The sequence below is a fragment of the Allopusillimonas ginsengisoli genome, from assembly GCF_004153455.1.
Lineage (GTDB): Bacteria > Pseudomonadota > Gammaproteobacteria > Burkholderiales > Burkholderiaceae_B > Allopusillimonas > Allopusillimonas ginsengisoli.
The window spans coordinates 343,764-368,911 of record NZ_SDQE01000003.1 but is presented as its reverse complement, the minus strand read 5'-3'; the positions used below and the strand labels follow the sequence as shown (position 1 = coordinate 368,911).

At 55.0% G+C, this 25,148-nt stretch carries 41 protein-coding genes, 1 tRNA gene and 1 pseudogene; 14 read left to right on the top strand and 29 right to left on the bottom strand.

Annotation, left to right across the window (positions count from 1 at the left end; genetic code table 11):
- Positions 1-3: 3 nt before the first annotated feature.
- The 3 genes from ERE07_RS09870 (at position 4) to ERE07_RS09860 (ending at position 3,654) form a co-directional block, all read left to right on the top strand.
- Entirely contained in the window at positions 4-1,443 is a 1,440-nt protein-coding gene (locus ERE07_RS09870; protein ID WP_130008639.1) for a replication-associated recombination protein A, read from the top strand.
- Positions 1,444-1,513: 70 nt separating this feature from the next.
- Positions 1,514-2,857, top strand: a complete 1,344-nt coding sequence (serS, locus tag ERE07_RS09865; protein WP_130008638.1) for a serine--tRNA ligase — start codon at positions 1,514-1,516, stop codon at positions 2,855-2,857.
- An 8-nt stretch (positions 2,858-2,865) separates the two neighbouring features.
- Complete coding sequence (locus ERE07_RS09860) at positions 2,866-3,654, top strand: SDR family oxidoreductase (RefSeq protein ID WP_130008637.1); 789 nt, start codon at positions 2,866-2,868, stop codon at positions 3,652-3,654.
- 69 nt (positions 3,655-3,723) lie between these two features.
- Here the strand turns inward: ERE07_RS09860 and ERE07_RS09855 are convergent, their stop codons facing one another.
- The 18 genes and pseudogenes from ERE07_RS09855 to ERE07_RS21675 form a co-directional block, all read right to left on the bottom strand.
- Positions 3,724-4,194, bottom strand: coding sequence for a hypothetical protein (locus tag ERE07_RS09855; RefSeq protein ID WP_130008636.1), 471 nt, complete (start codon positions 4,192-4,194; stop codon positions 3,724-3,726).
- Positions 4,195-4,353: 159 nt separating this feature from the next.
- Positions 4,354-4,638 (bottom strand): hypothetical protein, encoded by a 285-nt coding sequence (locus tag ERE07_RS09850; RefSeq protein ID WP_130008635.1) that lies wholly within the window; start codon positions 4,636-4,638, stop codon positions 4,354-4,356.
- 586 nt (positions 4,639-5,224) lie between these two features.
- The gene (locus ERE07_RS22015) at positions 5,225-6,187 is read right to left on the bottom strand and encodes a tyrosine-type recombinase/integrase (RefSeq protein ID WP_245153592.1); all 963 of its coding nucleotides are present in this window, start codon (positions 6,185-6,187) and stop codon (positions 5,225-5,227) included.
- Between the two features lie 14 nt (positions 6,188-6,201).
- Positions 6,202-6,348, bottom strand: a pseudogene (locus ERE07_RS22360) (helix-turn-helix domain-containing protein); the annotation flags it as partial.
- 77 nt (positions 6,349-6,425) lie between these two features.
- Entirely contained in the window at positions 6,426-6,701 is a 276-nt protein-coding gene (locus ERE07_RS09835; protein ID WP_130008632.1) for a hypothetical protein, read from the bottom strand.
- Positions 6,702-6,705: 4 nt separating this feature from the next.
- Entirely contained in the window at positions 6,706-6,978 is a 273-nt protein-coding gene (locus ERE07_RS09830) for an ASCH domain-containing protein (protein WP_130008631.1), read from the bottom strand.
- A gap of 387 nt (positions 6,979-7,365) precedes the next feature.
- Positions 7,366-7,614, bottom strand: coding sequence for a hypothetical protein (locus tag ERE07_RS09820; RefSeq protein ID WP_130008629.1), 249 nt, complete (start codon positions 7,612-7,614; stop codon positions 7,366-7,368).
- Positions 7,615-7,616: 2 nt separating this feature from the next.
- Positions 7,617-7,946 carry a phiTE_015 family protein gene (locus ERE07_RS09815; protein ID WP_130008628.1) on the bottom strand — a complete coding sequence of 110 codons (330 nt, stop codon included), beginning with the start codon at positions 7,944-7,946 and terminating at the stop codon, positions 7,617-7,619.
- Positions 7,943-8,269 (bottom strand): hypothetical protein, encoded by a 327-nt coding sequence (locus ERE07_RS09810; RefSeq protein WP_130008627.1) that lies wholly within the window; start codon positions 8,267-8,269, stop codon positions 7,943-7,945. The genes ERE07_RS09815 and ERE07_RS09810 overlap by 4 nt, the downstream gene beginning before the upstream one ends.
- Positions 8,266-8,769, bottom strand: coding sequence for a DUF551 domain-containing protein (locus tag ERE07_RS09805; protein ID WP_130008626.1), 504 nt, complete (start codon positions 8,767-8,769; stop codon positions 8,266-8,268). Before ERE07_RS09805 ends, ERE07_RS09810 begins: the two co-directional genes overlap by 4 nt.
- Positions 8,756-9,076 carry a hypothetical protein gene (locus tag ERE07_RS09800; protein WP_130008625.1) on the bottom strand — a complete coding sequence of 107 codons (321 nt, stop codon included), beginning with the start codon at positions 9,074-9,076 and terminating at the stop codon, positions 8,756-8,758. Before ERE07_RS09800 ends, ERE07_RS09805 begins: the two co-directional genes overlap by 14 nt.
- Before the next feature lie 110 nt (positions 9,077-9,186).
- Entirely contained in the window at positions 9,187-9,837 is a 651-nt protein-coding gene (locus ERE07_RS09795; RefSeq protein WP_167670815.1) for a DNA polymerase III subunit beta family protein, read from the bottom strand.
- 60 nt (positions 9,838-9,897) lie between these two features.
- Entirely contained in the window at positions 9,898-10,146 is a 249-nt protein-coding gene (locus tag ERE07_RS09790; RefSeq protein WP_130008623.1) for a hypothetical protein, read from the bottom strand.
- A complete protein-coding gene (locus ERE07_RS09785; protein WP_130008622.1) occupies positions 10,146-10,805 on the bottom strand; it encodes a hypothetical protein in 660 nt (219 codons plus the stop codon). Before ERE07_RS09785 ends, ERE07_RS09790 begins: the two co-directional genes overlap by 1 nt.
- A 2-nt stretch (positions 10,806-10,807) precedes the next feature.
- Positions 10,808-11,536 (bottom strand): ERF family protein, encoded by a 729-nt coding sequence (locus ERE07_RS09780; protein WP_130008621.1) that lies wholly within the window; start codon positions 11,534-11,536, stop codon positions 10,808-10,810.
- Positions 11,537-11,548: 12 nt separating this feature from the next.
- Positions 11,549-11,707 carry a hypothetical protein gene (locus ERE07_RS21680; protein WP_167670813.1) on the bottom strand — a complete coding sequence of 53 codons (159 nt, stop codon included), beginning with the start codon at positions 11,705-11,707 and terminating at the stop codon, positions 11,549-11,551.
- Between the two features lie 61 nt (positions 11,708-11,768).
- Positions 11,769-12,188 (bottom strand): hypothetical protein, encoded by a 420-nt coding sequence (locus tag ERE07_RS09775; RefSeq protein ID WP_130008620.1) that lies wholly within the window; start codon positions 12,186-12,188, stop codon positions 11,769-11,771.
- Positions 12,189-12,367: 179 nt separating this feature from the next.
- Positions 12,368-12,491 (bottom strand) — tRNA-OTHER (locus ERE07_RS21675).
- Between the two features lie 1,436 nt (positions 12,492-13,927).
- Here ERE07_RS21675 and ERE07_RS21670 point away from each other — a divergent pair.
- On the top strand, positions 13,928-14,089 hold the full coding sequence (locus tag ERE07_RS21670) for a hypothetical protein (protein WP_167670812.1): 162 nt from the start codon (positions 13,928-13,930) through the stop codon (positions 14,087-14,089).
- A gap of 120 nt (positions 14,090-14,209) precedes the next feature.
- Here ERE07_RS21670 and ERE07_RS09770 read toward each other — a convergent pair whose 3' ends face one another.
- The 11 genes from ERE07_RS09770 to ERE07_RS09730 form a co-directional block, all read right to left on the bottom strand.
- Positions 14,210-14,404, bottom strand: a complete 195-nt coding sequence (locus ERE07_RS09770) for a hypothetical protein (RefSeq protein WP_130008619.1) — start codon at positions 14,402-14,404, stop codon at positions 14,210-14,212.
- A 27-nt stretch (positions 14,405-14,431) separates the two neighbouring features.
- On the bottom strand, positions 14,432-14,860 hold the full coding sequence (locus ERE07_RS09765; protein ID WP_167670810.1) for a DUF551 domain-containing protein: 429 nt from the start codon (positions 14,858-14,860) through the stop codon (positions 14,432-14,434).
- Complete coding sequence (locus ERE07_RS21665; RefSeq protein WP_167670808.1) at positions 14,857-15,033, bottom strand: hypothetical protein; 177 nt, start codon at positions 15,031-15,033, stop codon at positions 14,857-14,859. Before ERE07_RS21665 ends, ERE07_RS09765 begins: the two co-directional genes overlap by 4 nt.
- Before the next feature lie 8 nt (positions 15,034-15,041).
- The gene (locus ERE07_RS21660; protein ID WP_167670807.1) at positions 15,042-15,182 is read right to left on the bottom strand and encodes a hypothetical protein; all 141 of its coding nucleotides are present in this window, start codon (positions 15,180-15,182) and stop codon (positions 15,042-15,044) included.
- 9 nt (positions 15,183-15,191) lie between these two features.
- On the bottom strand, positions 15,192-15,509 hold the full coding sequence (locus ERE07_RS09760) for a hypothetical protein (RefSeq protein WP_130008617.1): 318 nt from the start codon (positions 15,507-15,509) through the stop codon (positions 15,192-15,194).
- A 455-nt stretch (positions 15,510-15,964) separates the two neighbouring features.
- Positions 15,965-16,420 (bottom strand): SPFH domain-containing protein, encoded by a 456-nt coding sequence (locus ERE07_RS09755; protein ID WP_209021126.1) that lies wholly within the window; start codon positions 16,418-16,420, stop codon positions 15,965-15,967.
- 551 nt (positions 16,421-16,971) lie between these two features.
- Positions 16,972-17,175, bottom strand: a complete 204-nt coding sequence (locus ERE07_RS09750) for a hypothetical protein (protein WP_130008616.1) — start codon at positions 17,173-17,175, stop codon at positions 16,972-16,974.
- A gap of 530 nt (positions 17,176-17,705) precedes the next feature.
- Positions 17,706-18,023, bottom strand: coding sequence for a hypothetical protein (locus ERE07_RS09745; protein ID WP_130008615.1), 318 nt, complete (start codon positions 18,021-18,023; stop codon positions 17,706-17,708).
- On the bottom strand, positions 17,998-18,525 hold the full coding sequence (locus tag ERE07_RS09740; RefSeq protein WP_130008614.1) for a toxin-antitoxin system HicB family antitoxin: 528 nt from the start codon (positions 18,523-18,525) through the stop codon (positions 17,998-18,000). The genes ERE07_RS09745 and ERE07_RS09740 overlap by 26 nt, the downstream gene beginning before the upstream one ends.
- Positions 18,526-19,200: 675 nt before the next feature.
- Positions 19,201-19,587 (bottom strand): hypothetical protein, encoded by a 387-nt coding sequence (locus ERE07_RS09735; RefSeq protein WP_130008613.1) that lies wholly within the window; start codon positions 19,585-19,587, stop codon positions 19,201-19,203.
- A 78-nt stretch (positions 19,588-19,665) separates the two neighbouring features.
- Positions 19,666-20,046 (bottom strand): hypothetical protein, encoded by a 381-nt coding sequence (locus ERE07_RS09730; protein ID WP_130008612.1) that lies wholly within the window; start codon positions 20,044-20,046, stop codon positions 19,666-19,668.
- 88 nt (positions 20,047-20,134) lie between these two features.
- Here ERE07_RS09730 and ERE07_RS09725 point away from each other — a divergent pair, with 88 nt between their 5' ends.
- From ERE07_RS09725 to ERE07_RS09680, 10 genes are all read left to right on the top strand, one after another.
- Positions 20,135-20,350, top strand: coding sequence for a helix-turn-helix domain-containing protein (locus tag ERE07_RS09725; protein ID WP_130008611.1), 216 nt, complete (start codon positions 20,135-20,137; stop codon positions 20,348-20,350).
- A gap of 60 nt (positions 20,351-20,410) precedes the next feature.
- Positions 20,411-20,824 carry a hypothetical protein gene (locus ERE07_RS09720; protein ID WP_130008610.1) on the top strand — a complete coding sequence of 138 codons (414 nt, stop codon included), beginning with the start codon at positions 20,411-20,413 and terminating at the stop codon, positions 20,822-20,824.
- A gap of 70 nt (positions 20,825-20,894) precedes the next feature.
- Positions 20,895-21,263 carry a hypothetical protein gene (locus tag ERE07_RS09715; protein ID WP_245153590.1) on the top strand — a complete coding sequence of 123 codons (369 nt, stop codon included), beginning with the start codon at positions 20,895-20,897 and terminating at the stop codon, positions 21,261-21,263.
- On the top strand, positions 21,260-21,703 hold the full coding sequence (locus ERE07_RS09710) for a NinB/YbcN family protein (RefSeq protein ID WP_130008609.1): 444 nt from the start codon (positions 21,260-21,262) through the stop codon (positions 21,701-21,703). The genes ERE07_RS09715 and ERE07_RS09710 overlap by 4 nt, the downstream gene beginning before the upstream one ends.
- Positions 21,700-22,203: an HNH endonuclease signature motif containing protein gene (locus ERE07_RS09705; protein WP_130008608.1), complete on the top strand. Its 504-nt coding sequence runs from the start codon at positions 21,700-21,702 to the stop codon at positions 22,201-22,203. The genes ERE07_RS09710 and ERE07_RS09705 overlap by 4 nt, the downstream gene beginning before the upstream one ends.
- Positions 22,200-22,574 carry a DUF968 domain-containing protein gene (locus ERE07_RS09700; RefSeq protein ID WP_130008607.1) on the top strand — a complete coding sequence of 125 codons (375 nt, stop codon included), beginning with the start codon at positions 22,200-22,202 and terminating at the stop codon, positions 22,572-22,574. Before ERE07_RS09705 ends, ERE07_RS09700 begins: the two co-directional genes overlap by 4 nt.
- A complete protein-coding gene (locus ERE07_RS09695) occupies positions 22,571-23,305 on the top strand; it encodes a YdaU family protein (RefSeq protein WP_130008606.1) in 735 nt (244 codons plus the stop codon). Before ERE07_RS09700 ends, ERE07_RS09695 begins: the two co-directional genes overlap by 4 nt.
- Positions 23,305-23,646: a hypothetical protein gene (locus tag ERE07_RS09690; RefSeq protein ID WP_130008605.1), complete on the top strand. Its 342-nt coding sequence runs from the start codon at positions 23,305-23,307 to the stop codon at positions 23,644-23,646. The genes ERE07_RS09695 and ERE07_RS09690 overlap by 1 nt, the downstream gene beginning before the upstream one ends.
- A gap of 41 nt (positions 23,647-23,687) precedes the next feature.
- Positions 23,688-24,584, top strand: a complete 897-nt coding sequence (locus ERE07_RS09685) for an AAA family ATPase (protein ID WP_245153589.1) — start codon at positions 23,688-23,690, stop codon at positions 24,582-24,584.
- The gene (locus ERE07_RS09680) at positions 24,585-25,088 is read left to right on the top strand and encodes an HNH endonuclease (RefSeq protein WP_130008603.1); all 504 of its coding nucleotides are present in this window, start codon (positions 24,585-24,587) and stop codon (positions 25,086-25,088) included.
- Positions 25,089-25,148: the final 60 nt, after the last annotated feature.

The following is a 25,148-nucleotide window of genomic DNA, read 5'->3' as shown; positions in this document are numbered from 1 at the left end:
TTTATGGCAAGTTCCGGCGATTTGTTTTCAGTGCCAAACGGCGCGAGCGCGCATGCGCCACTCGCTGAGCGCATGCGTCCCAGAACGCTGGATGAAGTCGTGGGCCAGGCCCACCTGCTTGGCCCGGGCAAGCCCTTGCGGGTTGCCTTTGAATCTGGGCGGCCGCATTCCATGATTTTCTGGGGGCCTCCGGGCGTGGGCAAGACCACGCTTGCGCGCCTGATGTCCGATGGCTTCGATGCAAAGTTCATTGCTATTTCAGCAGTGCTTGGCGGTGTCAAGGATATACGCGACGCCGTAGCAGTCGCCCAGGTGGCCCAAGGCCAGGGTAGACGCACCATCTTGTTTGTTGACGAGGTTCACCGCTTTAACAAGGCCCAGCAGGATGCCTTCCTGCCCTATGTGGAAAGCGGACTGTTTACCTTCATCGGAGCGACCACCGAAAACCCATCCTTCGAGGTCAATTCGGCGCTGTTGTCGCGGGCCAGGGTCTATGTACTGCAGTCACTTACCGTCGAAGAGCTGCAGCAACTGATTGATCGCGCACTGCATATTATTAATGCCGATGCGGGCGCTGCACAGGACACAGATGGCGAGGAGGCGGCCAAAGCCGATCCAACTGGCGCCCATGGCGCAGACGATGAACCCGGCGCCGCCTCTCAGGGCGCACAAGAGAATCTTCCCATGCTGCGGTTCGACGCGGCTGCGCGCGAGCAATTGGCACGTTGGGCGGATGGCGACGCCCGCCGGTTGATCAACGCCACCGAAGTGGTGGCGGAATCCGCGCTGGGCGCCGGGCGTGTGCTGGTCGATAGTGAATGGCTGGAAACCTCTTTGTCGCAGAATCTGCGCCGGTTCGACAAGGGCGGCGATGCCTTCTATGATCAGATCAGCGCGCTGCACAAGGCGGTGCGTGGGTCAGATCCCGATGCATCCTTGTATTGGTTTGCCCGCATGCTGGATGGCGGGGCCGACCCCCGCTATTTGTCGCGCCGGATTGTGCGCATGGCCGTCGAGGATATCGGCCTGGCCGATCCGCGTGCCACTGAGCTTGCCCTGAATGGCGCCGACATCTACGAACGTCTGGGTTCGCCTGAAGGCGAGTTGGCGCTGGCGCAGGCGGTGGTCTACATGGCCTGTGCAGCCAAGTCCAACGCGGTTTACAAAGCCTACAAGCTGGCCCGTCGGTATGCAGAGGAGCATGGCAGTGCACCCGTACCCATGCATTTGCGCAATGCGCCGACCAAGCTCATGAAAGAACTGGGGCATGGGCATGCCTATCGCTACGCACATGATGAGCCCCATGGCTATGCGGCTGGCGAAGATTATTTTCCCGAAGGCTTGCGCACCAGCTTCTATCAGCCGACTGATCGCGGGCTTGAGGGTAAAATCTCCGAGAAGCTGGCTTTTCTGCGCGCGCTGGACAAGCAACGCCGCTCTTAGCATAGTGCATTCGCTGGCCGGCATCCGCGTCGGCTTTTTCTTCACCCCCTTCTTTTAGTCTGGTTAATTTATGTTAGACCCCAATCAGTTGCGCAAAGATCTGCCCACCGTCACCAAGGCGCTGGCTGTTCGCGGCATCGAATTCGACACCGAGCGATTCAATCAGCTCGAAGCACGGCGTAAATACGTCCAGGTCGAAACCGAAGCCCTGCAGGCCCGTCGCAATGCGGTGTCCAAACTGATAGGTCAACTCAAATCCCGGGGCGAAGACGCCAGCAGGGAAATGGAAGAATCACAGCAAATTCCCGCGCGTCTCAAAGAACTGGAGCAAGACCTTGCCCAGGTGCAGGGCGAACTCAACGACTGGCTGATGACTTTGCCCAATCTGCCGCACGCCAGTGTGCCCGAAGGCAAGGATAGCGACGACAATATTGAGCAGCGTCGATGGATGCCGCCAGGCATGCAGGCGGATGAGCAGGGCAATCCACGCCCTTTTGCGTTTGAGCCGCGCGATCACGTCGCGTTGGGAGAGCCCTTGGGCCTGGATTTTGATTCGGCCCGCAAGTTGTCGGGGGCGCGCTTCATGATGCTGCGCGGCCAGATTGCCCGATTGCATCGCGCGCTTGCCCAGTTCATGCTGGATTTGCAAACAAGCGAGCATGGGTATCAAGAGTGCTACACCCCCTATATCGTCAATAGCTCGACGCTTTTTGGCACCGGCCAGTTACCCAAGTTCAAGGACGACATGTTCTGGGTCACCAAAGGCGGACAGGACAGCAGCCAGGACGCAGAGGACGATGCGGGCGCGGAAGACCTCTACCTGATCTCGACCGCGGAAATCACGCTAACCGGTTCGGTGCGCGATAGTATTGTGCCGCAACAGGATTTGCCGCTGAAGCTGACTGCGCATACGCCGTGTTTTCGATCCGAGGCCGGCAGCGGTGGGCGCGATATGCGCGGCATGATACGGCAGCATCAGTTCGACAAGGTCGAAATGGTGCAGATCGTGCATCCCGAAAAATCCTACGAAGCGTTGGACGAAATGCTGGGCCACGCAGAAGCCGTGCTTCAGCGACTAGGCCTACCTTACCGCATTGTGTTGCTGTGCGGTGGCGATATGGGGTTTGGCGCAACGAAGACGTACGATCTCGAGGTCTGGCTGCCTGCCCAGGACACCTACCGCGAGATTTCGTCGGTGTCCAACTGCGAGGCGTTCCAGGCTCGGCGCCTGCAGGCCCGCTACCGCCCGGAGAAAGGCAAGCCGGAGTATCTGCATACGCTGAATGGCTCCGGTCTGGCGGTAGGCCGCACGCTGGTCGCCGTACTGGAGAACTATCAGCAGGAAGACGGCAGCATTGTGGTGCCCGAGGCATTGCGCCCTTATATGGGGGGCGTCGAAGTACTCAAGGAATAGTGATCGATATGGACTTGGAACTCGATGGCAAGATTGTTCTTATCACTGGTGGCAGCAAAGGCATAGGGTTGGCCTGCGCGCATGCGTTTGCGCGTGAAGGGGCGCGCATTGCCATTGTTTCGCGCAACCGCGAGAACCTGAGCGCAGCCAGCGCATCGCTCGGCAAGGCCGGGTTTACGGTTCACACCCATGCGGCAGACTTGCGTGATGCTATTGCTGCGCAAGACGCGGTGAGCACTGTCGAACAGCACCTCGGCCCCATCGCGGTGCTGGTCAATTCTGCAGGGGCCGCCAAACGCTATGCGCCTGCTGCATTGACGCCCGACGCTTGGCGCGATGCCATGGATGCCAAGTACTTCACATACATCAACGCCATGGATGCCGTGCTCAAAGGCATGGTGGATCGTTGTGAAGGGGCCATCGTCAATATCATCGGCGCCGGTGGCCGTGTCGCCAGCCCGGTACATCTGCCAGGCGGCGCCGCCAATGCCGCATTGATGCTGGTATCGGCCGGGCTGGCCAATGCCTGGGGCAGCAAAGGGATACGCGTGAATGCCATCAATCCAGGCGCCACATTGACCGATCGCGTGCAGGGCCGGCTTGAGGCCGAAGCAGCGCGCACAGGCGAAAGCATCGAAGCAAGACGGCGGGCCATGGAGGATGGCATCCCCTTGGGCCGTCTGGCGCGTCCGGAGGAAATTGCCGATGCGGCACTGTATCTGGCTTCTGCGCGGGCCAGCTATGTGACGGGCGCGCTGCTGACCATGGATGGTGGTGTTCATCCCTTGGGAAGCTGATCAGTGCCGCATGCAAGTCTAGGGGGATAGCGACCTGACTATGCCGCTACCCCGCTGCGCAGTGGCAGCTTATCGTGCATGGCGTGCCAAAAACCCTGACAATCGATGGCGTTTGCGCTGCCGGGTGCCTGTTGCGGCGTACGCCGGTCTGCTCACCGGCAGGTGAGCGCGGCCGATATGCGCTGCGCTGTTTGGCATGCGGCGACCAAGCTCGGATGGATCGGCTTCAGGTGTGCGCGCGGCTGTCTGCGCGGATTCTTCGACGGTGGGAGAGCTGAGCGTGAGAATGGCAAAGAGGACAACCACCCAGAAGAGCAGCGAGAGCGTTACGGAGAACAGGCCATCAAGGCTGGCGTATCCGGTTGCCGCGGACGCCTTGATGCCCAGCAGGCTGGAAACATAGGGAACATGGCCCAAGCCTTCGACAAGCAGGTTGCCTGGCAGACGGTAAACGAACTTGACGACTTCCCAGATTTCCCACGGACTATAGGATCCGTCGCCGTTAATGTCTGCGACCAGATGCAAGGACTCGATATTCATGGCGGCTCCTTGAGCAAGCCGGCCTGGGCCTGAGGTGCGACATGCCAAGGCCGAACCGATTGGGGGCTGATCCCCCTAGCAACGCACCTGACATCTGCTGCTACTATATATCCATGACAGTAACTAGGCAATGTTTGCTTGCCATTGACGCGGGCGATGCTAGTCGCAAACCAGTAGCTTGTTCAGCCTGGAAATGATCGTATGCCAGGACAGTGTCTTGATAAAACTGTGCCACTCTTCTGGCGCAATGAAGTAGCGATTATGTCCTGCCCGCCAGACAGGCACGATGATTCCGTCCAGTCCTGCGCTCGAGACGCATTCCTGCATGGCTTTCAGAGCTGCCTTGCGTTCATTGCGGGACTTGTCGTGAAAGCTGCTGTCCAAAGGAATAATGATCAGGTCTCGCCCGTGTTCGCGGATGTGAGCTACTTTCAACTGAGTCATACGCCCTCCGAGGATCTGTTTCTGGGACAGTGGCTTTAAAATACCATCAGTCTCCCTGAGTATTCGCCTCGGGATTTCCTGTAGGCCTTATTGCCTATGGACGCGCCCATGGCGGTCAGGAAATACTTAAACGTTCGAGTTCGTCATCCAGGTGGGTAGCGGGGCAGGAGGTTCAGGAATTTTGAGAATTACCGCATGCGGGTCCTGGCTCAATGCGGTTGGAATGGTGTGATTAACCGAGTGTAGTGAATGCTACCTCCCCCGTTTTGAAGTGACCCTAATCGACTGGACATCAGCATTCCTTCCATTAAGCTCGTTCTTCGCCAAAACAAGTTTAATGAATACCGTTTGTCCCCCGCTTACGATGGAGAGCCCAAAGAAAAAGCCCTTGAAAAAATCAAGGGCTTTTGAAGAATCTCTGGCGGACAGGGTGAGATTCGAACTCACGATACGCCTAAACGTATACCGGATTTCGAGTCAGGTATGGGATAGCTAAAGCCAGTGTTTATGCGGGTCTTGAGAGTCCCGCTGATGCCGTAAACCCCCTGAATTCCACCCAATCCGTCAAAAAATCCCCCACCATTTTCTAGGCCACTTTCTGCCCGATCTTGCCGATTGCCGCGGCCAGGGTCTTATCGTTCAGGTGGGAGTATCTTTTCGTTGACCGCGGGTCTTTGTGCCCAAGGATCACGCCTACCGTATACAGGTCAACATCCCCGTTGATCAGCGCCGAAGCCGTCGAATGCCTCAAGTCGTGGAAATGCACTCCAGGCAACCTCGCCTTGTCTCTGGAAAGCTGAAACCATTTTTGCACGGTTTTTTGCTTGCAGCCAGGAGGCCAATGCCCTTCAAGGTAAGCCGCCAGCCGCGGATGCAGCGGCACACGCCTGATAGAGTCTCCGTTTTTGGTGTCCAGCACGACAAAGAAATCGCCTTCTATGGTGGCTCTCAGTATTTCCGATAGCCTCATGCCAGTGTAAAAGGCCGTCACGATGACGCGTCTGGCGTGAGGGTTCTTGCAGTGCCGGATGATTTTGTGCAATTGCGCAACATCGATGTAGGTATGGCGCTCGTTGTTTACCGCGGGAATTTGAAGGCGCTCGGCTGGATCGCGGTCTGCCATGGCGTGCTTTTTCCATGCCCATCGACACGCGGCGCGAAGTAGTGCGATACGGTTTCTGAGAGTAGCTGCGGCATAACCTACCGATTCCTCCACGATTCTTTCAGCAGCCGCGGGAAGCTCGTCTATGAACTTTCCTTCGTAGGCCCACGCTACCGCGGCAAGATGCTCTACCGCGGACTGGTGGGATTTCAGGTGCTTCTTGTCCCTGATGTAGACAACGACAGCTTCTTCTATGGTGTGCCGATGACGCTCAACGCCGGTCGCGATGCCGTAGAGTCTCGCTGACTCCTTGCGATCGAAGGCGTCCGCTTGGGTTTTACTCCAAGTTTTTGGAAGACGCTTTCTAACTCGGACACGCTTGTTTTCAATCGAGCGGTCGAATTCAAAGACGAAACAACCGTGGCCTTTGTCTCTATAGATCGACATTTTTCTCTGTACTCCATCAGATCGGACATCTCGAAGATCACGCGCCTACCGATGCGAACGCAAGGGATCGGCCCTTCGGGTGCAGCCAAGGTATAGACTTTGCTTCGGGATATCCCTAATAGGCGTGCTGCCTGTGCAGGCGGTATGGCTGTCAGTTCCATACTTTACCTCCATAAAATCAGCCCCACTCGGGGGCTGTAACCAGTGCTTTGCGGTGAGGGCGATCATGGCCCGGGCATCATAGGTTTCTGGCTGCATTCTGCCCCTTTATAGTCAAATACCAGCCCAGATCTTCGGAAAGCCTAACCAAACCTTCATCAGCCATCTTGCGGGCGATCTTGCGCAACTCGCGCTCGCCGCCTGCGATTCCAGTGACGGCGGCAACGACACCAAGCCGACCTCTTTTGTCTGCCTGCTTGAGTGCTTCACGGATGCGGGCATCTTGCTTATCGTGTAAAACGCTCATGATCACTTCGCCTTCCTCTCGGAATGCGGCGCGCTCTTTGTTGTTCATGTCTTCACCTTAGATGTATGGCATACACGCGCACTGGCTCGGGACCGAAATGCGGATGTGTGATTGTTTTGATTTCGTAGCCTCGATACGGCAGTTCAATCCTGCGACTGGCATCGTCTTTCGGGGGATACCCGAGGGTGAGAATCAGGCGCGTGAAGTGTCGGCGGTCAAGGCGTCGTGTCCAGTAAGGTGTTACGAGCCGATATTCCTCGGCCTTTGTGCCAGCCTTGATCTGCTCGAAATATTCGCGCTTGAGGGGCAGGATAAGGTCGGTCATGGTCTGCTGTCCGCTCCGCATCGAGGGCATTCGCCGCGCCAAAAATCGGCCTCAGAAATGAATGAACCGCAGCCGCTGCACCGAAGCCGTTCTTTGCTGATAGCTTGCTGGGGCGCCAGGGTGATCCCCGTGTCGGCCAGGGCATCATCTCGATTCACGTACTGCATGTCACAAGCAGGGCGTGTCCTGGCGTCGATGTATTGCTTGGGCCAAGGTATATCGGTTGGCCTGCTATTGTGTTGGGCCTGGGCCTGTTCTCGGGTGTATATCTCCGCTTTTCGCAAGTCGGTCGTGTACCCATTGCCATCCTTGGCCCAGAAAAGCATGTCATTGCCGACATAACTGCGGCTATCTTGTAGGAAAAAGAGATCAGCCATGTAACTCCCCCTAAATGCGGCGCTGACCGCTAAGAGCGATTTTTGCCTCGTCAAGCTCCGCCCACGCGAAGTTGTTGTTGGTCGCACGGCTGTGAATCTCGACGATGGACGCAAGCTCGCTTAAAGCTCCTTTTAGGTGCTTGATCTGGTTGGCGGCTTCTAGAGACAGGCTTGTGGCATTTCCCCCGGCCACCTCACGTAGTCTAGGTTCGCGGTCGCGCCAGTATCCGTATTCTTGAAAGAATTTTGTTGCTTCCATGGTTACTCCCCCTCAATGCGGCGGCGGGCGGCATTCAGGACGCTCTGTGCATTTTCTCGCATCGTCACGCGGCCCGCCTCCTGCATATACTCCCAGGGATAATCCATGCATTCGGCTAGGGTCTTTGCGGCGGCTTCGATATCTTCCTCAGCATCCGCAGGCATGGCGGGCCGCTCTCGCATTGCTGCGCGGCCTGCTTGCCAGCCGTCCCATGAAAGCTGTGTCGCGCCGTCCGTGTAATCAGTAGCGTTGTACATTCCGAGAGGCATGTCTGCGCCTTTCGCCCAAGTCTCAAATGCGGTTCGCTCTTGTTCGTCAGTCTTGGTTGTCATGATTGCTCCTGTGCAACTCGCCGCTTTTCAAGCAAACGCTTCGCAGCTTGCGTTGATATGTTGTCAGGATGGCCCTGCGCCACACGCTCAAGATCAACATCGGCGTCAGCGTCTACGATCTCGCCCGCTGTCACCGCTGCGCGAAACCGGCGTACTGCTTCGTCCCGGCCTGCTTGCAGGCGGCGCAGCTCGGAATCGAACCAGCGTTTGTATGTCTTCGTGGTCGGTGCGCTACGCAGGCCGGCATGAATATGTGATTCAACATCATGTGAGGTTGGCAGGCCCAGCATCGCTGCGAACTGGGTCAAATTCATGCGCGTCATTTCCCTTGCTCCTGTTGTGTGAGGGTGGCGCGCGGCAGAACCGGTATCGCCATCCAGTGCGTATACGGCGCTTCCTCGGATGGCCCCGTCCACGACACGTCGCTGCCACCTTTTGCTACGCAGCAGTAGTGTTCGTAATGTTCGTTGTGGTTGTGCCAGCAAGACTCGTCACTATCTGGATCGATGAAGTCAAATTCGACCCGAACATCACCCGGGTAATCGCCAGGCTGTGGCGGTGTGAAGACAAGGACTGAAACCCCCGGCGCTGGCAGTTGATCCTTGACGTTGATCCAAGGCATGGCGGGTTGGTTATAGCGGGCAGAAATGGCGGCGGCGATCTCGTCGGCCATCTCTGTTTCTGATGCCTCAACAAAGTCGTCTGGCCCCATCGTTCCGTAGCTCCATGCCTCCCAGACACGGGTACAGACATAGGCGGCGGTCAGGTGATCAGTGACTATCTGCGCCAGTTCCTCAACGCTCGGTGCGCTATTTGTTGTCATGACTGCCTCCCAATGCCGCCGAGATCACAGCCAATTTCTGCTTGGCCTGCTCACTTTTCAGCCTGGCGTGTGCATCGTGGCGCATTTCCACAATTCGTAGCAGGTCATGGCCGCATTCATTGATGATGCCTTCGATAGCGCTCTTAATACGATCATTCCAGTTCCCGAGTTCTTTGTACGCAACCATTAGCGGCTTCTCTCCATTACGTATGCCTGCAAGCTTGTCGCTCAATTCTTTGGCTCGGCATGATTCCCAATGGAAGTTATCAGCCTCTTTTTTTAATGCGTTTAGTTCGTCTAATGTCATTGGTCTTGCTCCTGTGCGGTAATGGCGCCTATAAGCGCTGGGTTGGTGCGCACGAATTCAACCCCAGGCTGTTCTTGGCAGCCTGGGCCTCATGGTGGTTAAGGGTTTTGTTAGGCCGATACAGTCTCATGGGCTTCTGGCTCGTCGGCTGTTTCGCTCGCTATCGCCCACTCAGGCACTCGGGCGGGCCTATCAAAGTCCCGGTATGGCATGACGATGCCAAGAAAACCGAACTCTCCTGTGCACTCTGCCGTGATCACGCCACCAGCCTGCCCGTTATACGCAAGACGCATGTCCGTAGGCCCAATGGCCCCCAAGTCTCGGGCGGCATTGAGCATATCTTTCAGATAATCCGCGTTGTAGTTTGCTGGCTCGTTGGATGTTGCTTTTGGCACCACGCCACGCCATTCTGGATACTTTGCCTCGATAGGCATAAATCCGAGCTTTACGCGATCCGGTAGTGGCGCATACCAGTGGGAACCATCGTTGGTTAGCTCCACTATTTTTGGCAAGGCGCTTTTACGTCCAGCGATCACCATTTTGACTATCTTGGACGGAACGATTATTCGTACCGCTTCATCGACTTCATTGCTTGCTTCCTTGCGCACGACTATCAACCTGCGTCCATCCGTAGCTACGCAAAGCGTTTCAGTTGGGGTGGCTTCGATGTATACGCTTTCGAGGTAATAGCGAATATCGGCAACCGCAGAGGCGCGGTGCGCGGCTTTAAGAGCCAGTGGGCTCACTTGGATGGTAGGCACGAATTCAACCGAGCGACTTATTAGGCCGCTCGCCTCATGGTGGTGGGGAAGGGGGGGGGGTTAGAACGGCGCGTCGCCCAAATCGTCTGGACTGGACTGCCGTGCTGGTTGTTGTGTGGGCTGAGACTGGCGGGCTTCTTTGGGCTTTACGGACAGGCTCATGAACTTGCCTTTCTGCCCGCTCTTGAGCCAAGCAGATAGCCAAAACTCCTGCCCGTTGACCGTAATGTTTCCCGTATAGTCAGGATGCGAGTCTTTCTCTTTTCGGTCATTCTTAAAGAGAATTCCGCTGTTGTCGTATTCGGCCATTAGGCTGCTTCCTTCAATGGTTGGTGGTTGATGTCAAATTCTTCAATGATTTGCAGGTAGTACGCCTTGGCGTGCTCAAGCTTCTCCAGCATGCGTTGCTCAAGCCCTTTGTCGCGTTTGATGGCCCAACTAGTCAGGCGTAAATGCTCGGGTATATGAGACACGAGGTGCATCCCGAGAGGTTCAAAGCTGATTAGCCTCTCTGGCGTATCAACCATGGTGTAATTGACCTCCCATTCGCTTGCGTCCCAAAGATGCATGTAGCCACGCATCTGCCATTCGTAGAGCTTGTCCACGCAGTCGGCTTCCCATCCGGGGAAAGTGGCTGTCGACCAAGAGGATTTAATATCGTGGCCACGATTGCGTGCTACATCGAAAAGGTCACACTCGCCGGTCAGTAGTCCCTTTACCCGCCGCTCCGTGTTCTTGGCCAGAGAAAGTCCGCGCACCCTGTTTAGTAGGGCAATAGACTCCCCCTCGACTTCAATGCCTTTCTCCGTGTACTTGCTGGAAATCTCAAACTCGACGCCGAAAATGTCTTGCTTTGCCAGTTCCCGTACGTAGGTCTTTGCGCCCACTGATAATGGGCCCTCGCTTTTGGTTCGCGGCTCAGTCATCAATTTTCCAATGCTCGAGCAGCGGAAATAGATTTCACTCATTGCTACCCCCCTTGCAGTCCGTCCATCAATGCGGAAACGGTGGCATTGAATTGCTTGAAACTGTCCCGATCACGGGCCTTGCTGAAGAACGCATTGCCGTCTCTCTTGATGCGGATAAGTTCGCTTGCGCTCTTTGCGGATTGCGCCTTCTCGACCCATTCATCCAGCGCGGCCTGCTTGTACACGTTGCCGTCCGTATCGTCGTTTTCTTCGGACAGCCCGGTGATGGCCTTGAGGGTGTAGCGTTCAAGATACGTTTTGGTGCTGGCCCTGGCCTGTATGGCGTTTTTGGCGCCGCCTGTATCTGGAGGCCCGCCCATGGAGACGGATTCTTGATGCCCTCCGACATGACGCAAATAGCAGGTAACTTCCATCCAGTCTTTTTCATCCTTGGTGAGCTTCCAGGAAGATGACAGCCCATGCTTGGATAGTGCCGGAGTGACTGCCTTCACAATGTCATGCAGCTCGGCATATCGTTTGCCTGCAAGCGGACTATTGCCCTCGACGGCTTTGTTTTTAACGATCTTTACCGCCTCGGCTTTGAATGCCGCAAAAGCTTCGTCGTAGGCGCGTTTGGCCTGTGCTGCGTTGTAACGGTCTTGCAGATCCATGAGGCGCTCCAACTTATCCAGATCTGCCCCTTGCTCGACCGCAATGCGCAACAGATCAGCGGGAGTCGCGACTGCGACAGCGGTATTGGGTTTGCTTTCCATTTCAATGACTGCGTTCATATCCTTATCCTTTTAAAATCCTGTCTTATCCAACGTCGATACCAGCACATAAAAGCCAGCCAAAACGACAGCAGCAAGCGGGTATGCGTACCAAGGCGCTTTCTGATCGTCTCCCGGCTGACGGGTGTGCTCGAGCGTGATGCGGCCCCAAATGTGAGTGATCTTGTTCATCCCCTGACCCCCATGATCTGAATCGGTATCTGTACGATGTAGATGATTAGTAGGAGGATGTTCATAAGCCCTCCTGCATCATTTGCCAGAACGCCAGCGTATGAGCGGTGAGTTGGCAGTACTCATCAATCAGTGCCTTGGCGGCATTGGTGGGTGACGATGCCAAGAGCTTTGCCATTTCATCCAGTGGTAGGTCGTCGTCATAGCCGGGGATGACAGTCTCAAAGTCCTCGTTCCTTAGTTCCTCAGTCACGGCGCGAAATATGTCTACGGCATTGACGTTGCGAAAGCCAAAAGGTGTTTGCATGCGGCATTGCGGCAAGACGCCAGACAGGACGCCGATCACTACGTCGCGCACCTTCTTGTGAGTCTCGACCTCGATTTCATGCAGCAGGGCGTAGTACCTGCCTTCTTGCGCTGCGCTCCAGTCGTCGGGCGCAGTTGCTCCGACCGAGGCAACCCGGCCAATTACGGTATCCATAGTGGTATCTCCCTGAGTTGGGAATGTGATGCAGACCCTCAGCCAAGACCCCTGCCGCACAGCACGGCGCGCCCCGCATCCGCCAGGAAAAAGGGCTAGGGGTATTGGGTCAGAGTCCGCTTGATGGGTGCCCTCCCCAACATGCGAAGCATGCCAGCCAAGTCATGGGGGAGGGCGGTAGATGGTGGCGGGACTTGAACCCGCATGCGCCAGCGGTGTCAGGCTTTCGGGTTTCGGTTTTGGCGTCCTACTCCCGCCTTCCGGCCCCTAGCCGCTTGTGTCTACCAATTTCACCACACCATCATCGAAGCGGGCTCGGGCCTATCTCAATCCCGAGCATTCCGGCGCTTCATAGTCTTGCCGTGGCATTAGCTCCACGCCGCCGCTTCGATCATGGTGCCGGTCTCTCCCGGCTGTCACGCCTGTTCCCGAAATCAACGCCCATGTGGCTCATTCGGTGGGCTGATGGCAAGGCCATAGAACTCGGCGTTCTCCCCAGCGGTATTTGGTGCCCCGTATCGTGGAGGCATACGCGATGCTGCACCGCTGCGCTATAGGCCGACCGGGGCAGCCCCAATCCGTTTTTCCTACCAGCGGCATCCGCTTCGATTCTTATGGGCCTGCGCCCTACGTTTGGGTTGATGGCACCGGAGGCGATCCCGGCTTGCCACCGCGTGTTGTGGGGCCGATCACCGCGTGCACCCGGCAGGTTATGTGCACGTCGTTTGCCTGTGGGTTGCCTGTTTCCCGGTTTTTGACGGAAGGCCGGAACCTTCTTTGCCATGTGCGGTGTCCCGCTGTGGCCGCTTCCAGTCCCCTAGACACTTGCGAATCGCCACTTCGCTTTGCCATCAAGTGAGGCGACTCCCGGAGCAGTCCCCGGCGCATTAGCCTTGCGTACCGGATACCGGGCTTGCTCGCTTAATCGCCTCGCTTGATGGCCCTACGCCGCGAACCGACCGCAGCGCAGGGGTACTTCCCGTAGTCTTTTGTGTGCCGTCTTCCGGTTATCGGGGGTGGGTGCTCCCCAACCGTCGGGCCAGTCTGTTCCCATGCTGATGTCGTTCAGCTTTCTACGTCCGGTGTGTTCACGGATTAGGTGCGGATTGCGCCGCTACGCTTAGCTGCCGAGCATGACCTTCTCCTTTCAGCTGGCCCCTGCTTTTTGGCGGGAGGGGTGGCGCCTCATCACATAGGCGGGCCGGGCGCTACTCCGGCTCGGGAACGTACATGCTCTGTGTAATGACCGCAGGCGTGCGCACTATCACCCAATTGCTCGGTAATGCCTGCTGTTCGAGTGCGTTCAGGGGCCTATTTCCACCTGTCACAAGCGAGGTGTGCCAGCTACCGACCTTGGTTCCCATCTCCAAGGGCCGATCCCCATCGAGTCATGTCGTTTGTAGCGTGTCCGCTTTCCACGCCGCCGCCTATGTGATGGTCCTGGCCTTTTACTTCGCCAGGGCGGAAGTGACAGATTTGCGTTTCCTCGCCGTTCTATGAGGTCATCGGCCTGAGTGGGTGCGGTCGTGCAATACGCCGACCCGAACTGTTCCGCACTCCATCAAGAATCCACCCGCCTGTGTCCATGTGCGGAACCAGGGGCACATCCCTGGCTAGGCGGATACTTGATGGCGCTACCAACGCTCAAACGGGCAAATCCTCTGCCTGCTTCCTGCTGTCAACAATAAACCGAGCGAATGTGTAACAATGACCAGCTTAACCAAACTAGAGAGATTTCCATGGGCAACAAAATCGTTACTGAAGCCGACCGCAAGCGCACTCCGCGTCCCGTCGCCCCCAAGGGCGTGGTCCTTACCACACAAGGCCGCGGCCAACGTGTGAGCAAGGAGCGTGGCGCGCATACCAACCACAAGAAAAATTCCGGAAAGCGTCACCGCTAGGGCTAATCTCTGTGGTCAGTTCGCCACGAGCATCTTTCTGCCGCCTCGCTTGCTGATATCCAGCGCATGCCGAGGCAGGGGCGCTGGTGGCCGTGGGGTTATGGCTGGCCGGGCCGGGGATCATGCGATAGCGGCGTCAATCTCGTCCAGCGTCATGCCAAACTCGTCTTGAGCGACCCTCACAAAATGCGACAGTCTTTCCTGCGCGGTCACTTGCTTGCCGTCCAATTCAGGCACGAGCGCGTTTCCCCAGGTATTCAGGATTCGCACGAGCGTCTTGATTTCGCTGAGAACGTTTTGCTTTCGGGTTTCCATGTCGCTCCTTTGCGGCCCGCAGGCCGGTTATTGTTGGAGTGGGGCGGGTAGAGGCATCCAGTGCGTGGGCTTCTCGTTGCCTTCCTGCCAGCCGTAGGCATCTGAATACCATTCCTCGAAGTCGTCGCGGAACTCCAAATTTTCCCGTTCCATTTCCTCAACCGTAATGACCTCGTATGGATCGGTCAGCTTGGCGATAAATGGCCCGGAATCTTCGCGCCACACCAACACTTCAGTGTGTTTGGGCGCTGTCTCGATAGGCTCCCACTGCTGCACCTCCCTTACCCTTGCATCTGCGTAGGCTTGGGCTTGGGTGGTGGTGATGAGAGGGGCTACAGAAAGATCATCATCTCCTTGCGCGAAGGACGCATCGAAGTGAAGCGCGCCGGTGCTTTGGGGATGGATATCGTGCTTTACAAGAAAGCCCACCGGCTCAGGCATCGTTGGCTTAGTCATGATTTCGCCGCCCATATGGATTTGATTAAGGACTGATACGCCTCGTCCGCCACTCGCTTAGATGTGTATTCGTGATACGTTTCTTCTCCGGTAACGGTGTCCATTTGCTTGATCGTCCAGACGCCATTCTTTTTGGTTGGCTTGTGGTAGACATTCCATCCGGTTTTGCTCATGGCCGCTCCTACCGATTAATAGCCTGACGCTGCAAGCTGATCATTTCATCGAGCCGCTTCTTGATCCCAAACACAGCAAACGGCAGGCATACCCAAAGAATCCCGACCACGATGGCGAATAGTGCGCCGATGATTACTAGTGCTTCCATTTCTTCCCCTTACATAAGTGATGATTTCTTTGATTTGAGTGTCAGATCAACGCAGGACATATAGAAAGCGTCCTTGATCTGAGCCGGAGTGCTGCGAACCATGTTCGGATTGGTGTAGATGCCGATAATTGCTTCGATCATCATGTCGCGAAACGCTGGCGGCTGAGCGTGCTCTACCGTGACTTCGATCAGAGACTGAGCGGACAGGCCTGCGTCACGATGAAACGCTGCGGCCTCTGTCATGTCGGCAAGCCTGGAGCAAAGATCGGATTTGGCGTGCACTGAGAATGCGACAGTGCACAGTATTAGTGCGAGTAGGTGTTTCATGGCTGGCTCCCTGTGGCGCGGGCGATGGCGGCGCGAAGATTCGCGACAGCTTGCATTGGATTTCCATCAAAACCCGCCGGGCTTTCATGCAGGTCAACGAAGTTCGGCATGACCGCGCACCACATTTGCCTACCTTCGCTGGTGTAGCCATCTTGGAATATCCTGGCCTCGCTTTCCTCCGGGCCACCATGAGCAGGGCAAGCGTGCCTGAAACAATACGGGGCGTCGTTAATCCCTCGTGTATGGCGCAGATAGGTTCTCGGCAACTGATGCCCGTACGCCTTCTCTCCGCACAACCCGGCAGGAGCTCCACCCATCCACATTGGGGCTCTGCATGTGGCTTCTTGCCAGGGTGCTGGCGCATGCTTGTGTTCCATCCTGTTCTCCCTATTGGTGGTCATCCGCAAACCCTGGCTCGCAAGGCTTGCGGATGGGCCGGTTTCCCGGCCTGCGGTTTATTTAAATCGGCCAGCCTCTAGGATCGGCAATCCAGCCTCGGTCGGTACATAGATGATTTGTGCGCCCGCGTTTTGGGCTTGCTTTAACCCCTCGATATAGAGGTAGCGTAGATACCCTTCGGGGCCACCAAGACCTTCTGCAACGATTCGGTTGGCTTCGGCCACGCCCTTGGCGCGCGACACTTCCGCTTCGGCAAGCATGACGGCTGAATCACGGGCTGCCGTGGCTTCCTCAACTTGAATCCGCCGGTTGGCTGTCGCTTGTGCTAATTGAGCCTGGCCTTCGGCTTCGCGAAGCTTGATGATCACCTTGGGGTATGTGTAGACCCCGCCGACACCAACGACAATGGCAAGAGCAAGCGATACGATTGAACCAATTGGGCTTTCACTCAGAATCATGAATGCCACCACTATCAAGGCAATTGCCAGAATTCCTACAATGATGAAGAACATATTTTTTTATCCTCGCTTCAGTAAGCACCCAGCACGGATGCTTGCCAAAGCGGCCTGTTGCCAGGCCCTTGGTTACTGCTCCCTGCGCAACTCCCGCCTCTATTGACGGCTCGCAGTGTCCCGGCCTTCTCCCGGTGGTCATCATTCGATTACTCGCCATCGACTGATTACTGGCGCGCTGGCCCGTTCGTCCAGCTTCACACTTTCACCGCCTGGCTCTGCGCCAAGGCCCCACTCGCCATAAAAGGTCCGCGTGCTTGCTTCCGTGGTTTTCCGTCGTCTTTTGGCCAGGGCATACACGTCGGTCGTCCCTCCTGTCGGGCGCACCTACACCTCACGGCAGTGCGCAGCGTCGTTCGTGTGCCGTTATTCACCAGACGTATCTGGTGTGGTCCACACTGCAGGTTGTTAAAGAGCGGTTTGTTGCTGCCTGCCGTACCGTGGCTTTGCCATAAGGGCTTGGTGGCATAACTCATATTTGAGTTGATGAGGCGATAGTAAACCCGTAAATGGGTTAATGTCAACCCGTATGCGGGTTAATTATTGGGGGATTACCCTAAATATTCGCGCAGGTTTTCAGATGTGGCCCGCGCCAGGAGGAGCAAGTCCTGCTGTTCTTGAGGGGATATGCGCTGAAGGGATTTGAAGTTGTTGCTACAGATGAATACCAGTAGCGCATGCAGTTGTGCGTGGGTATTCCGGATGGCCGTAAGGTCTCCGGGTTTTATCGGTGGGGTCTCCGGTTTATTATTCATGCCGCTATCCTCGTGTAGCTTTGTGCTGTGCCGCGCTCTATGAGCCGTTTTGGGCTCCTGAGCAGTCTTGTATGGATGCCGATCCGGCCACCATGCATAAATAATGTACTGTATAGATACACAGTGCAATACTTGATTTTTTCGGAAATTCCGGAAACCCGCGCTAACCCAAGGTGATAGGGAAATCGATATCGTTTTCCCTAATTTTCCAGCGGCTGTCCTACATGGCTAAGCCGGTCATGTGAATAGAAATCTATTTATAATCAATGGGTTATTATTCTGTCGGTATGATCATGACGATACAAATTTGAATTTGCTGGATGAAAGTTTGAAAAACTATTAAAGATCGCTCCCGATGTTTTACGTCCGGCGGCGCGGGATGGCATTGACAGGGCGGCGAGCGGGCAAAAAAAAGCCACCTCATGGGCGGCTGGTGGGGTAGGGGCAAAAGAAAACCCGCCGGGGCGGGTGGGGTATGCCAGCTAAAAATGCTCCATTAGGAGTTGACGGAGTAAAACGAGCCGATTTGACTAGATATTGCTTGCATTGACGGTGTTTCCGGACTCTAAGATCTTGTCGTCAGGCGCAACGCGAACCAGAGTGACTCCCTCGAAGACGACAAGGGTTGCTGGATATACCTCTGTCCTCTCGGGTTTAGTTGCAGCTATCTTGCCCGTCCCCATCTGGACATCAATAACCCAATGTCCCTCTTTGATGTCATAGCTCTTTAGCAATGCAGTTAACAGCTCTTTAATTGGGACAACAATATTTGCCGCTGTCTTTGCGGATTTGCGTGGTGCCCGCTTTCGTGGCGCTGAAGTTTTAGACGCTGTAGGCTTCGTCGCCATACTGACTCCTTGCAATTTCATATGAACGTGTTTTGGGGAGACTCAATTTTGCGGGCACAGTATCACCTTGCACCATATAAAAGTCCTGTATTGCGTCGCGGAAATAAACCAAATATTCTTTATGGACACTGGTAGATGGACGCCGAAAGGAAAACACTTTCTCGGACAGTGCTTCCGTGATTAAAGTGTTAAGACTGACGCCTTCGATTTCCGCCATCAATGCTGCTCGATGATGAAGGCTCTTGCTCATGCGAAGAGTTACCCGACCGTTGTAATCGGGGTCTGTAGCGGCCAAGGGCGCCGGGAATTCTCTTTTTTGCTCGTGCGCTAAGTTGTGCAGCATTTGAAGTGCATCTCTAGCCTCATTGAATGCATCTGCAGCGCACTCCGCATACCCAGCCACTCCGGGAATTTCCTTTACTTTGGCCTCATAAAGGAGGCCGTCAGGGCTATCGATGCGCTTGATTTCAATCGTATAGAGGGAGGGGTCGAATTGATTCATGATGATCTGCCTAGAAATTCTTCCAAGTCGGTTTTTGCTCGCTCAAGCTCTGATGCAATATTCTTCACATATACAGATAAAACATGAGGATTTTTCCCATGTCCGCAATTGAAGTTTCCGCCTGAATAGCTGCGCGTTCCGCTATGGCCGTACACTTTATGGTGCGGAGACTTCTTCGGCGTTACTGTATATCCCAGACTCTCAAGAGCGCGCACGACATCTAAGCACTTTTGGCTGGAAGGTCGTGATTTTAGATCTCGAACTACATTCTCGACAATACTCATATGACACTACATATGGTGTCAAAGTTCCTGAGCATAGCATGGCGATGCTCCAGTGTCGAACAGGGAAATGTCCTCATCATGAATTTCTCCTATACCAGCGATCAAGCGGCATCTGTTTTTGGGCGGCCCCCACGCGTTGATCATTCATATATAACCTCCTGTTTTAATTGATTTTAAGGCGGCCACCTTGCAGCCTATTCATCTTCACATTCCCAAACACCGCTAAGTTTTCGCCGCCTACCGCCCCTCCATCGGCCATTTCTTCCTCCACTTACGCTTCTGCCGCGCATCCCAAAGCCTGATAACCAACAAGACAGCCAGACAGACCAGGCCTGCGAGGATGAAGTAGATGCCGTAGTTTATGTCCATGGCTCAGTGGGTGTTGGGTCGCTTATCGGCCTGAAAAAATTCCGTAGGCGAGTAACAGTGCCAAAACAATTCCAATAATTTGACGCCCGGTCAGTCCGGTGCCGCCGACCGTGGGAACAGGGGCTTCGACCACGGGCGTAAGTTTGCAACCGCAGTGTTTGCACACCCGAGCCTCTTTTTTCACCATCTCCGCGCAGTCTGGGCAAGTTACGTGAGTTTTAGGGCTGGGCGCTTCCAGTGCTGCGACTGGGTTTTTACTTAGATCACTCGATGCCGCTAGAAAGATGGCGGCCAGTATCGGGCTGATTAATACGGCCAAAATGAACCAGGCGAAGCCGCTGCGCCCTTTATTGCCTGCCCACACTCCGATAGCGATCGAGGCGAGAACCCAGAATATGATGATTTCCATTACATGTTCACATCAAACTAATCTTTCGTTACCTTCCGCCCGTTGTAGGTGAGTACTCACTACAAATACGGGCTAAATTTATTTATTCCCTAGGTACTTCTCGGCGTCCGAAATAAGGTACTGCTGCTCTTTTTTGCCAAGTGCTCTATAGGCGTTTAGCAAGCGCTTTTCATCGGCGCTCAGGTCAGATGCCGCGCCTTCTTCTGCAAGAGCTGGAACGTAGTAGCGGGGGTCCATTCCTGGCACAAACAACTGCCACACCTTGACACCAAAAGCGTCTGCCACGCCATCAAGTTTATCTATGGCCACAGCGGAGGCGCCAATTTTGCTGCCATTGCGTAGGCGATCGAATGTCGAACGTGTCACTGCACCCTGAGACGCAGCGCTAGCGGTCACATTGGACGAGTAGATACCCTCCGGCCCAATGAGGCGGTTCATCGTTTCGGCGAGAGTTTTCATGGCATTCGTACTCATATCTGGGATGTTCCCAGAATCTGTAACCCAAGTGCGGGTTGCAATAACCCATATATGAGTTGATAATATGCGCATGGAACAGACATCAACTCTTCTCTTTAGTGTGGTTGCCCAGCTTCGCGGTGTGAAGTGGAGTTCGCTGCCGCAACTCGCCGACGATACAGGTGTGCCCGAAAGCACGATCAAGAAGATTCGATCGGGCGAGGTGAAAGACCCGCGCATCAGCACCATCGAAGCGCTGCACTCCTACTTCACTGCCCGCTCCACCAAAGAGGCTGAGCATGTCTAAAAAAGATCTTATTCGGGCAATGCTGTGGGGTTTTTCGTGGGCTGCTTTGGCGATTCTGTTGTGCATGACTCTTTCGCCGGGAGCGATGCGATGCGCCTGAAGAATGCGAAAGAGCCTTGCACGATATTGGTCATGATTATCGCCACAACGGTCATGGAGCTCAAAGCTTCCACCATTGCCTCGCTGAACCTTGTTGAGAATCGAGCCCAAACAACAACAAGAATGACTGCGACCTGGAATGCGATAAGCACGCGCTTCAAATGCGATTCCACCAATGCATACAACGCTGAATCCTCTCTGGCAGTCTTTATCAACCAAATAAACCCAAATCCGTATGCGGGCAATAACAGGCCCAGCAAGAACTCCCAATTGATTGCCATGTTCCGATCCTTCCCTAATTGTTTGATGCGTGAGAACACCAATCATAAGGGAATGGAGCGGGCCGCCCATTTTGAGGCAGAGAGTCATGCGTAATTTTTGCGTTGTGTTCATAGCCTCTATTTTTTTCCACCCGTGTGACAACGACTGACAAAAGGATTTATCAGTGACTATCACAGCCGAAAAAACACAGATGACACTGGACTTCGAGCCGGGCCTTTTGGAGCGCCATCGCAACCTTCGGGATTGCATCGCCACGGGTATCTATAAGCGCGGCCTATCAAGGACCGCCATAGATTTGAACGAGTCACCGGGGAACTTGGGTAATCAATTAAGCGAAGACCATCAGCGCAAGTTTGGCGTCGACGAGTTCGAGCTTTACCTAGAGAAATCTGGCGACTTCACGCCTATTTACTACTTGGTCGAAAAGTTTCTGAACAATGGCAAGTCGGTGGAAAAGGAGGCTGCCAGTGCAGAAGCCTTGCAGGCTATCGCGTCTCTCATGCCTTTGCTGAAAAAAGCGGGGCTGGCATGAGCACCGCCATCATCAACAGCGACCAGTCACTGCAAAGCGTCTTCGGGCAGCTGCGCGAAATGTACCAGCGCCATCGCTTTCTGCGCCTAACTGTCAAAACAGGCAAGGCCCGCAGCCTTCCTCAAAACAACATCACCCACGCGTGGTATGAGCAGCTTGCCCGCGAACTGCGCGAGGACGATGCGCTCGGATGGAAGTGCTACTGCAAGCTTCATCACGGTGTTTCGATCCTGAGGGCCGAGGATGGGGAGTTTCGCGAGGCGTACGACGCAGTGATCAAGCCGCTTTCCTATGAGAAGAAACTGATCGCTATGCGTCACTGGCCCGTAACAAGCCTCATGAGCAAGGAGCAATTGAGCAAGTACGCCGAGGCAGTACAGGGTGATTTCTATGAGAAGGGCGTGATTCTGGCGTTTCCTGATCAAGAGGTGGCGGCATGATGCTGACGCAAGAAAGATTGATGACGCTTTTGCATTACAACCCCGAAACTGGAATTTTCATCTGGCGTGATTTCGGCGCTGGATCTAGAAAAGTCAAGGGGAAAGTTGCGGGATGCAACAGTAGGGGGCGTGTCCTGATTCGTGTCGACGGTCATTTATATAAGGCCCATCGACTCGCATGGCTTTATGTCAATGGAGAAATGCCGAAATTCGAAATTGATCACATCAATGGTATTTCAAGCGACAACCGTATAGAAAATTTACGCGACGTTCCACACCACATAAATATGCATAACTTTCGCGCCCCCACGAAACGGAATTCATCTGGTTTTTTGGGTGTGTATTTTGATAGGGATAAAAACAAGTACGTAGCAAGCATTTCTATTGATCGTCATGTCATGTTTTTAGGTCGGTATAAACGAGCAGAGGAAGCACACAAAGCATATCTATACGCAAAAAAGGTCTTTCATGTGGGCAGCACTCTGGGATGTGATGTATGAACAACATTTCTTTCCCCAAAACCAAGCCCTGGCGCTCAGAAAAGCATCGCAGACTGGTAGCAAGCCTTCCTTGTGTCGTCACTGGCAGGCACGGACCCAGCCAATGCGGGCACGTTAATTTCAATAAAGGCATGGGCACCAAGGCATGCGACAGCCTCACATTTCCTATCAGTCCTGATGCTCACCGCGAACACGACCAAGGCGGGAACCTGACCCGAGAAGAACGCTGGCGCCGCGAATGGGAATACGTGGACGCTACCAGGGCATTGCTCATTCAACGCAATCAGTGGTCAGTGGAAGCTGAGACAGCCTACAAGATCGCTATCCAGCCGCTGGCAAGGGTTGTGCATGCGGATAGGGAGGCGGCGTGAATTATTACCCGCACCATATTGGTGACTACATCACAGCAACCGCGCACCTGACGATGGTCGAGGATGGCGCCTATCGCCGGCTGCTTGATCTGTATTACTCAAGCGAGAAGCCCCTCCCTGCTGAGAGGAAGGCCGTCTATAGGCTAGCCAGGGCACGCGCAAAGGAAGAGCAACAAGCCATTGACGTAGTGCTTGATGAGTTCTTTGAGCAAACCGACTCTGGCTGGACGCATTCGCGTTGCGACGAGGAAATTGAAAAGGCTCGGGTTATTGCGGAGAAAGCAAGAGCTAATGGAAAGAAGGGCGGAAGACCACCAAAACAGAAGCCCGAACAAAACCCAGAAGAAACCCAGCCGGTTATTTCTGGGTTAGCTGATCAAAACCCAGACGATAACCCAGAGCAAACCCAGAAAAAAGCAAACGTAAAGCTCCCAATCCCATTACCCAATACCATTAATAACCCCCTACCCCCTTGCCAGGGGGCCGAGGTCTGGAAACTTCCCGATTGGGTGCCTTCAGATCTATGGGGCGAGTTTGAAGCTGTGCGCAAGAAGCGCAAAAAGCCGATGACCGACCGTGCCAGACGCTTGGCTGTGGGCAAGCTCGAGTCTCTGCGGAATGAAGGCCATAGCGTGGAATCGCTGCTCGAGCAATCCATTCTGCATGCTTGGGACACGTTCTACCCGATCAAGCAGGCCGAGACTGGTGACCGCTTCGGAGGGATGGTCTGATGCGTGGACACATGGCGATCAAGGAGCTGCGCCGCATGGGCAAAAAGCCGTCGCAGGCTTGGGTGTTTCTGCTCGAACCGGATGCAAAGATGCCTCAGTTCGTGGACGCTGAAGACCTGCTTGAGTCCGGCCTGCCGCCAGAGGTACATATCGACGCCAAGGAGCGTATTGGGACTCTGGACTTCCGGTTTCTGACCGGCGTCATTGTCCATCTGCAAGGCCAAAACGTTGACCGCCTGCGTCAGGCGTACGCGCAAATTCTTCCATGTCAGCCGCTGCGCATCATAGCGAGCGGTGCTGGCGTATTTCACGACACAGGAATGCCAACATGCACAACGTAATCCCCCTCGTTCAGGACGATGACATCGACTGGCAACGCTACATGCAGGAATCCGAGCCGCGCATCAAGGTCAAGAGCGTGGATTCTTGGACGCAGGCCATCATTGATGTTTTTAAGAACGGCGAGCAAGAGGCGCAGGGCGCAAAACTCCCATGGCCCGCCACACACGATGGATTGCGCTTCCGCCCAGGGGAAGTGACCTTGTGGCTGGGGATTAATGGCCATGGTAAAAGCCAGCTGCTTAATCAGGCGTGTCTCGGCTTTGCCGCCCAAGGTGAGCCGGTATGCATCGGGTCTTTTGAGATGCCGCCGCTGAAAAACGTGCCTAGAATGCTGCGCCAATTGGCGACTACGAGCCAGCCGTCCGAGGGCTACATCAGGAAGATGATGTCCTGGCTACGCGGGAAGGTCTGGATCTACGACCATTTGGGCGCCATTCGACCAGAGCAGCTTTTCGCCGTTATTCGCTATTGCCATCAGGAACTGAGCCTCAAGCATTTTGTCATCGATAGCATGATGAAGTGCGTTCACGGCGAAGATGACATGAATGGACAAAAGGCATTTGTAGACCAATTGTGCCGACTGGCTCGCGAGTGCGAGATGCATATTCATCTCGTGCATCACAGCAGAAAAAAGGAAAGCGAGCGCGACATTCCCGGCAAGTTTGACGCGAAGGGATCGGGCGCGATCATCGACCAGGTGGATCAACTTGTCACGGTCTGGCGCAACAAGCCCAAAGAGGCGGCCATCAAGAAGTGCCGCGACGAGGGTAGCCCGGTGCCGGACGATATCAAGAAAAAGTGCGACGCCATGTTGATCTGCGACAAGAACAGGCACGGCGATTGGGAGGATCACGCTTTCTTGTGGTTTGACCCTGCCAGCCTGCAGTACATGAGCGATTCGCGCCGTCAACCCATCGATTTTATGAGGAATATATAGATGAGCCTGAACCTGCAACGACAGGCATACGCGGAACATCACGTGAAATTCGACTGCGAACACGAAAACACGATCATTCGGCGTCGCCAAATTAAGAACGGAGCGTTTCAGTATACGCATCAATGTTTGCGATGCGGCGAGCCAGTCGGAAACCCCATAGCCAAGGTCAAAGCTGAAGCAATGCACGGCGGGCCAGTTCCTGACTGGGATGTGGCATTGCAGGAAGATTGGGAGCAACGGCGTCAATTAAGCGCGCAGGCTGCAAGCAAGGCTGGCGAAGCGGAATTTTGGGAAAACTACAACGCTTATCTTCAATCAGACGAATGGAAAGAAAAGCGACGCTTGGTGCTGGAGCGCGACAACCATCTGTGCCAAGGTTGCCGCCGTCGCAACGCGACCCAAGTCCACCATCTCACGTACAAACATGTTGGGCGCGAGCTTCTGTTTGAACTGATATCGATCTGCGACAAGTGCCATGAGGTTGCGCACGATGACTCCGACTGAATTCCAACTGCACTGCACACACCAGCCCTACTACCAAAAGGGCTGCATCACCTGCAATGC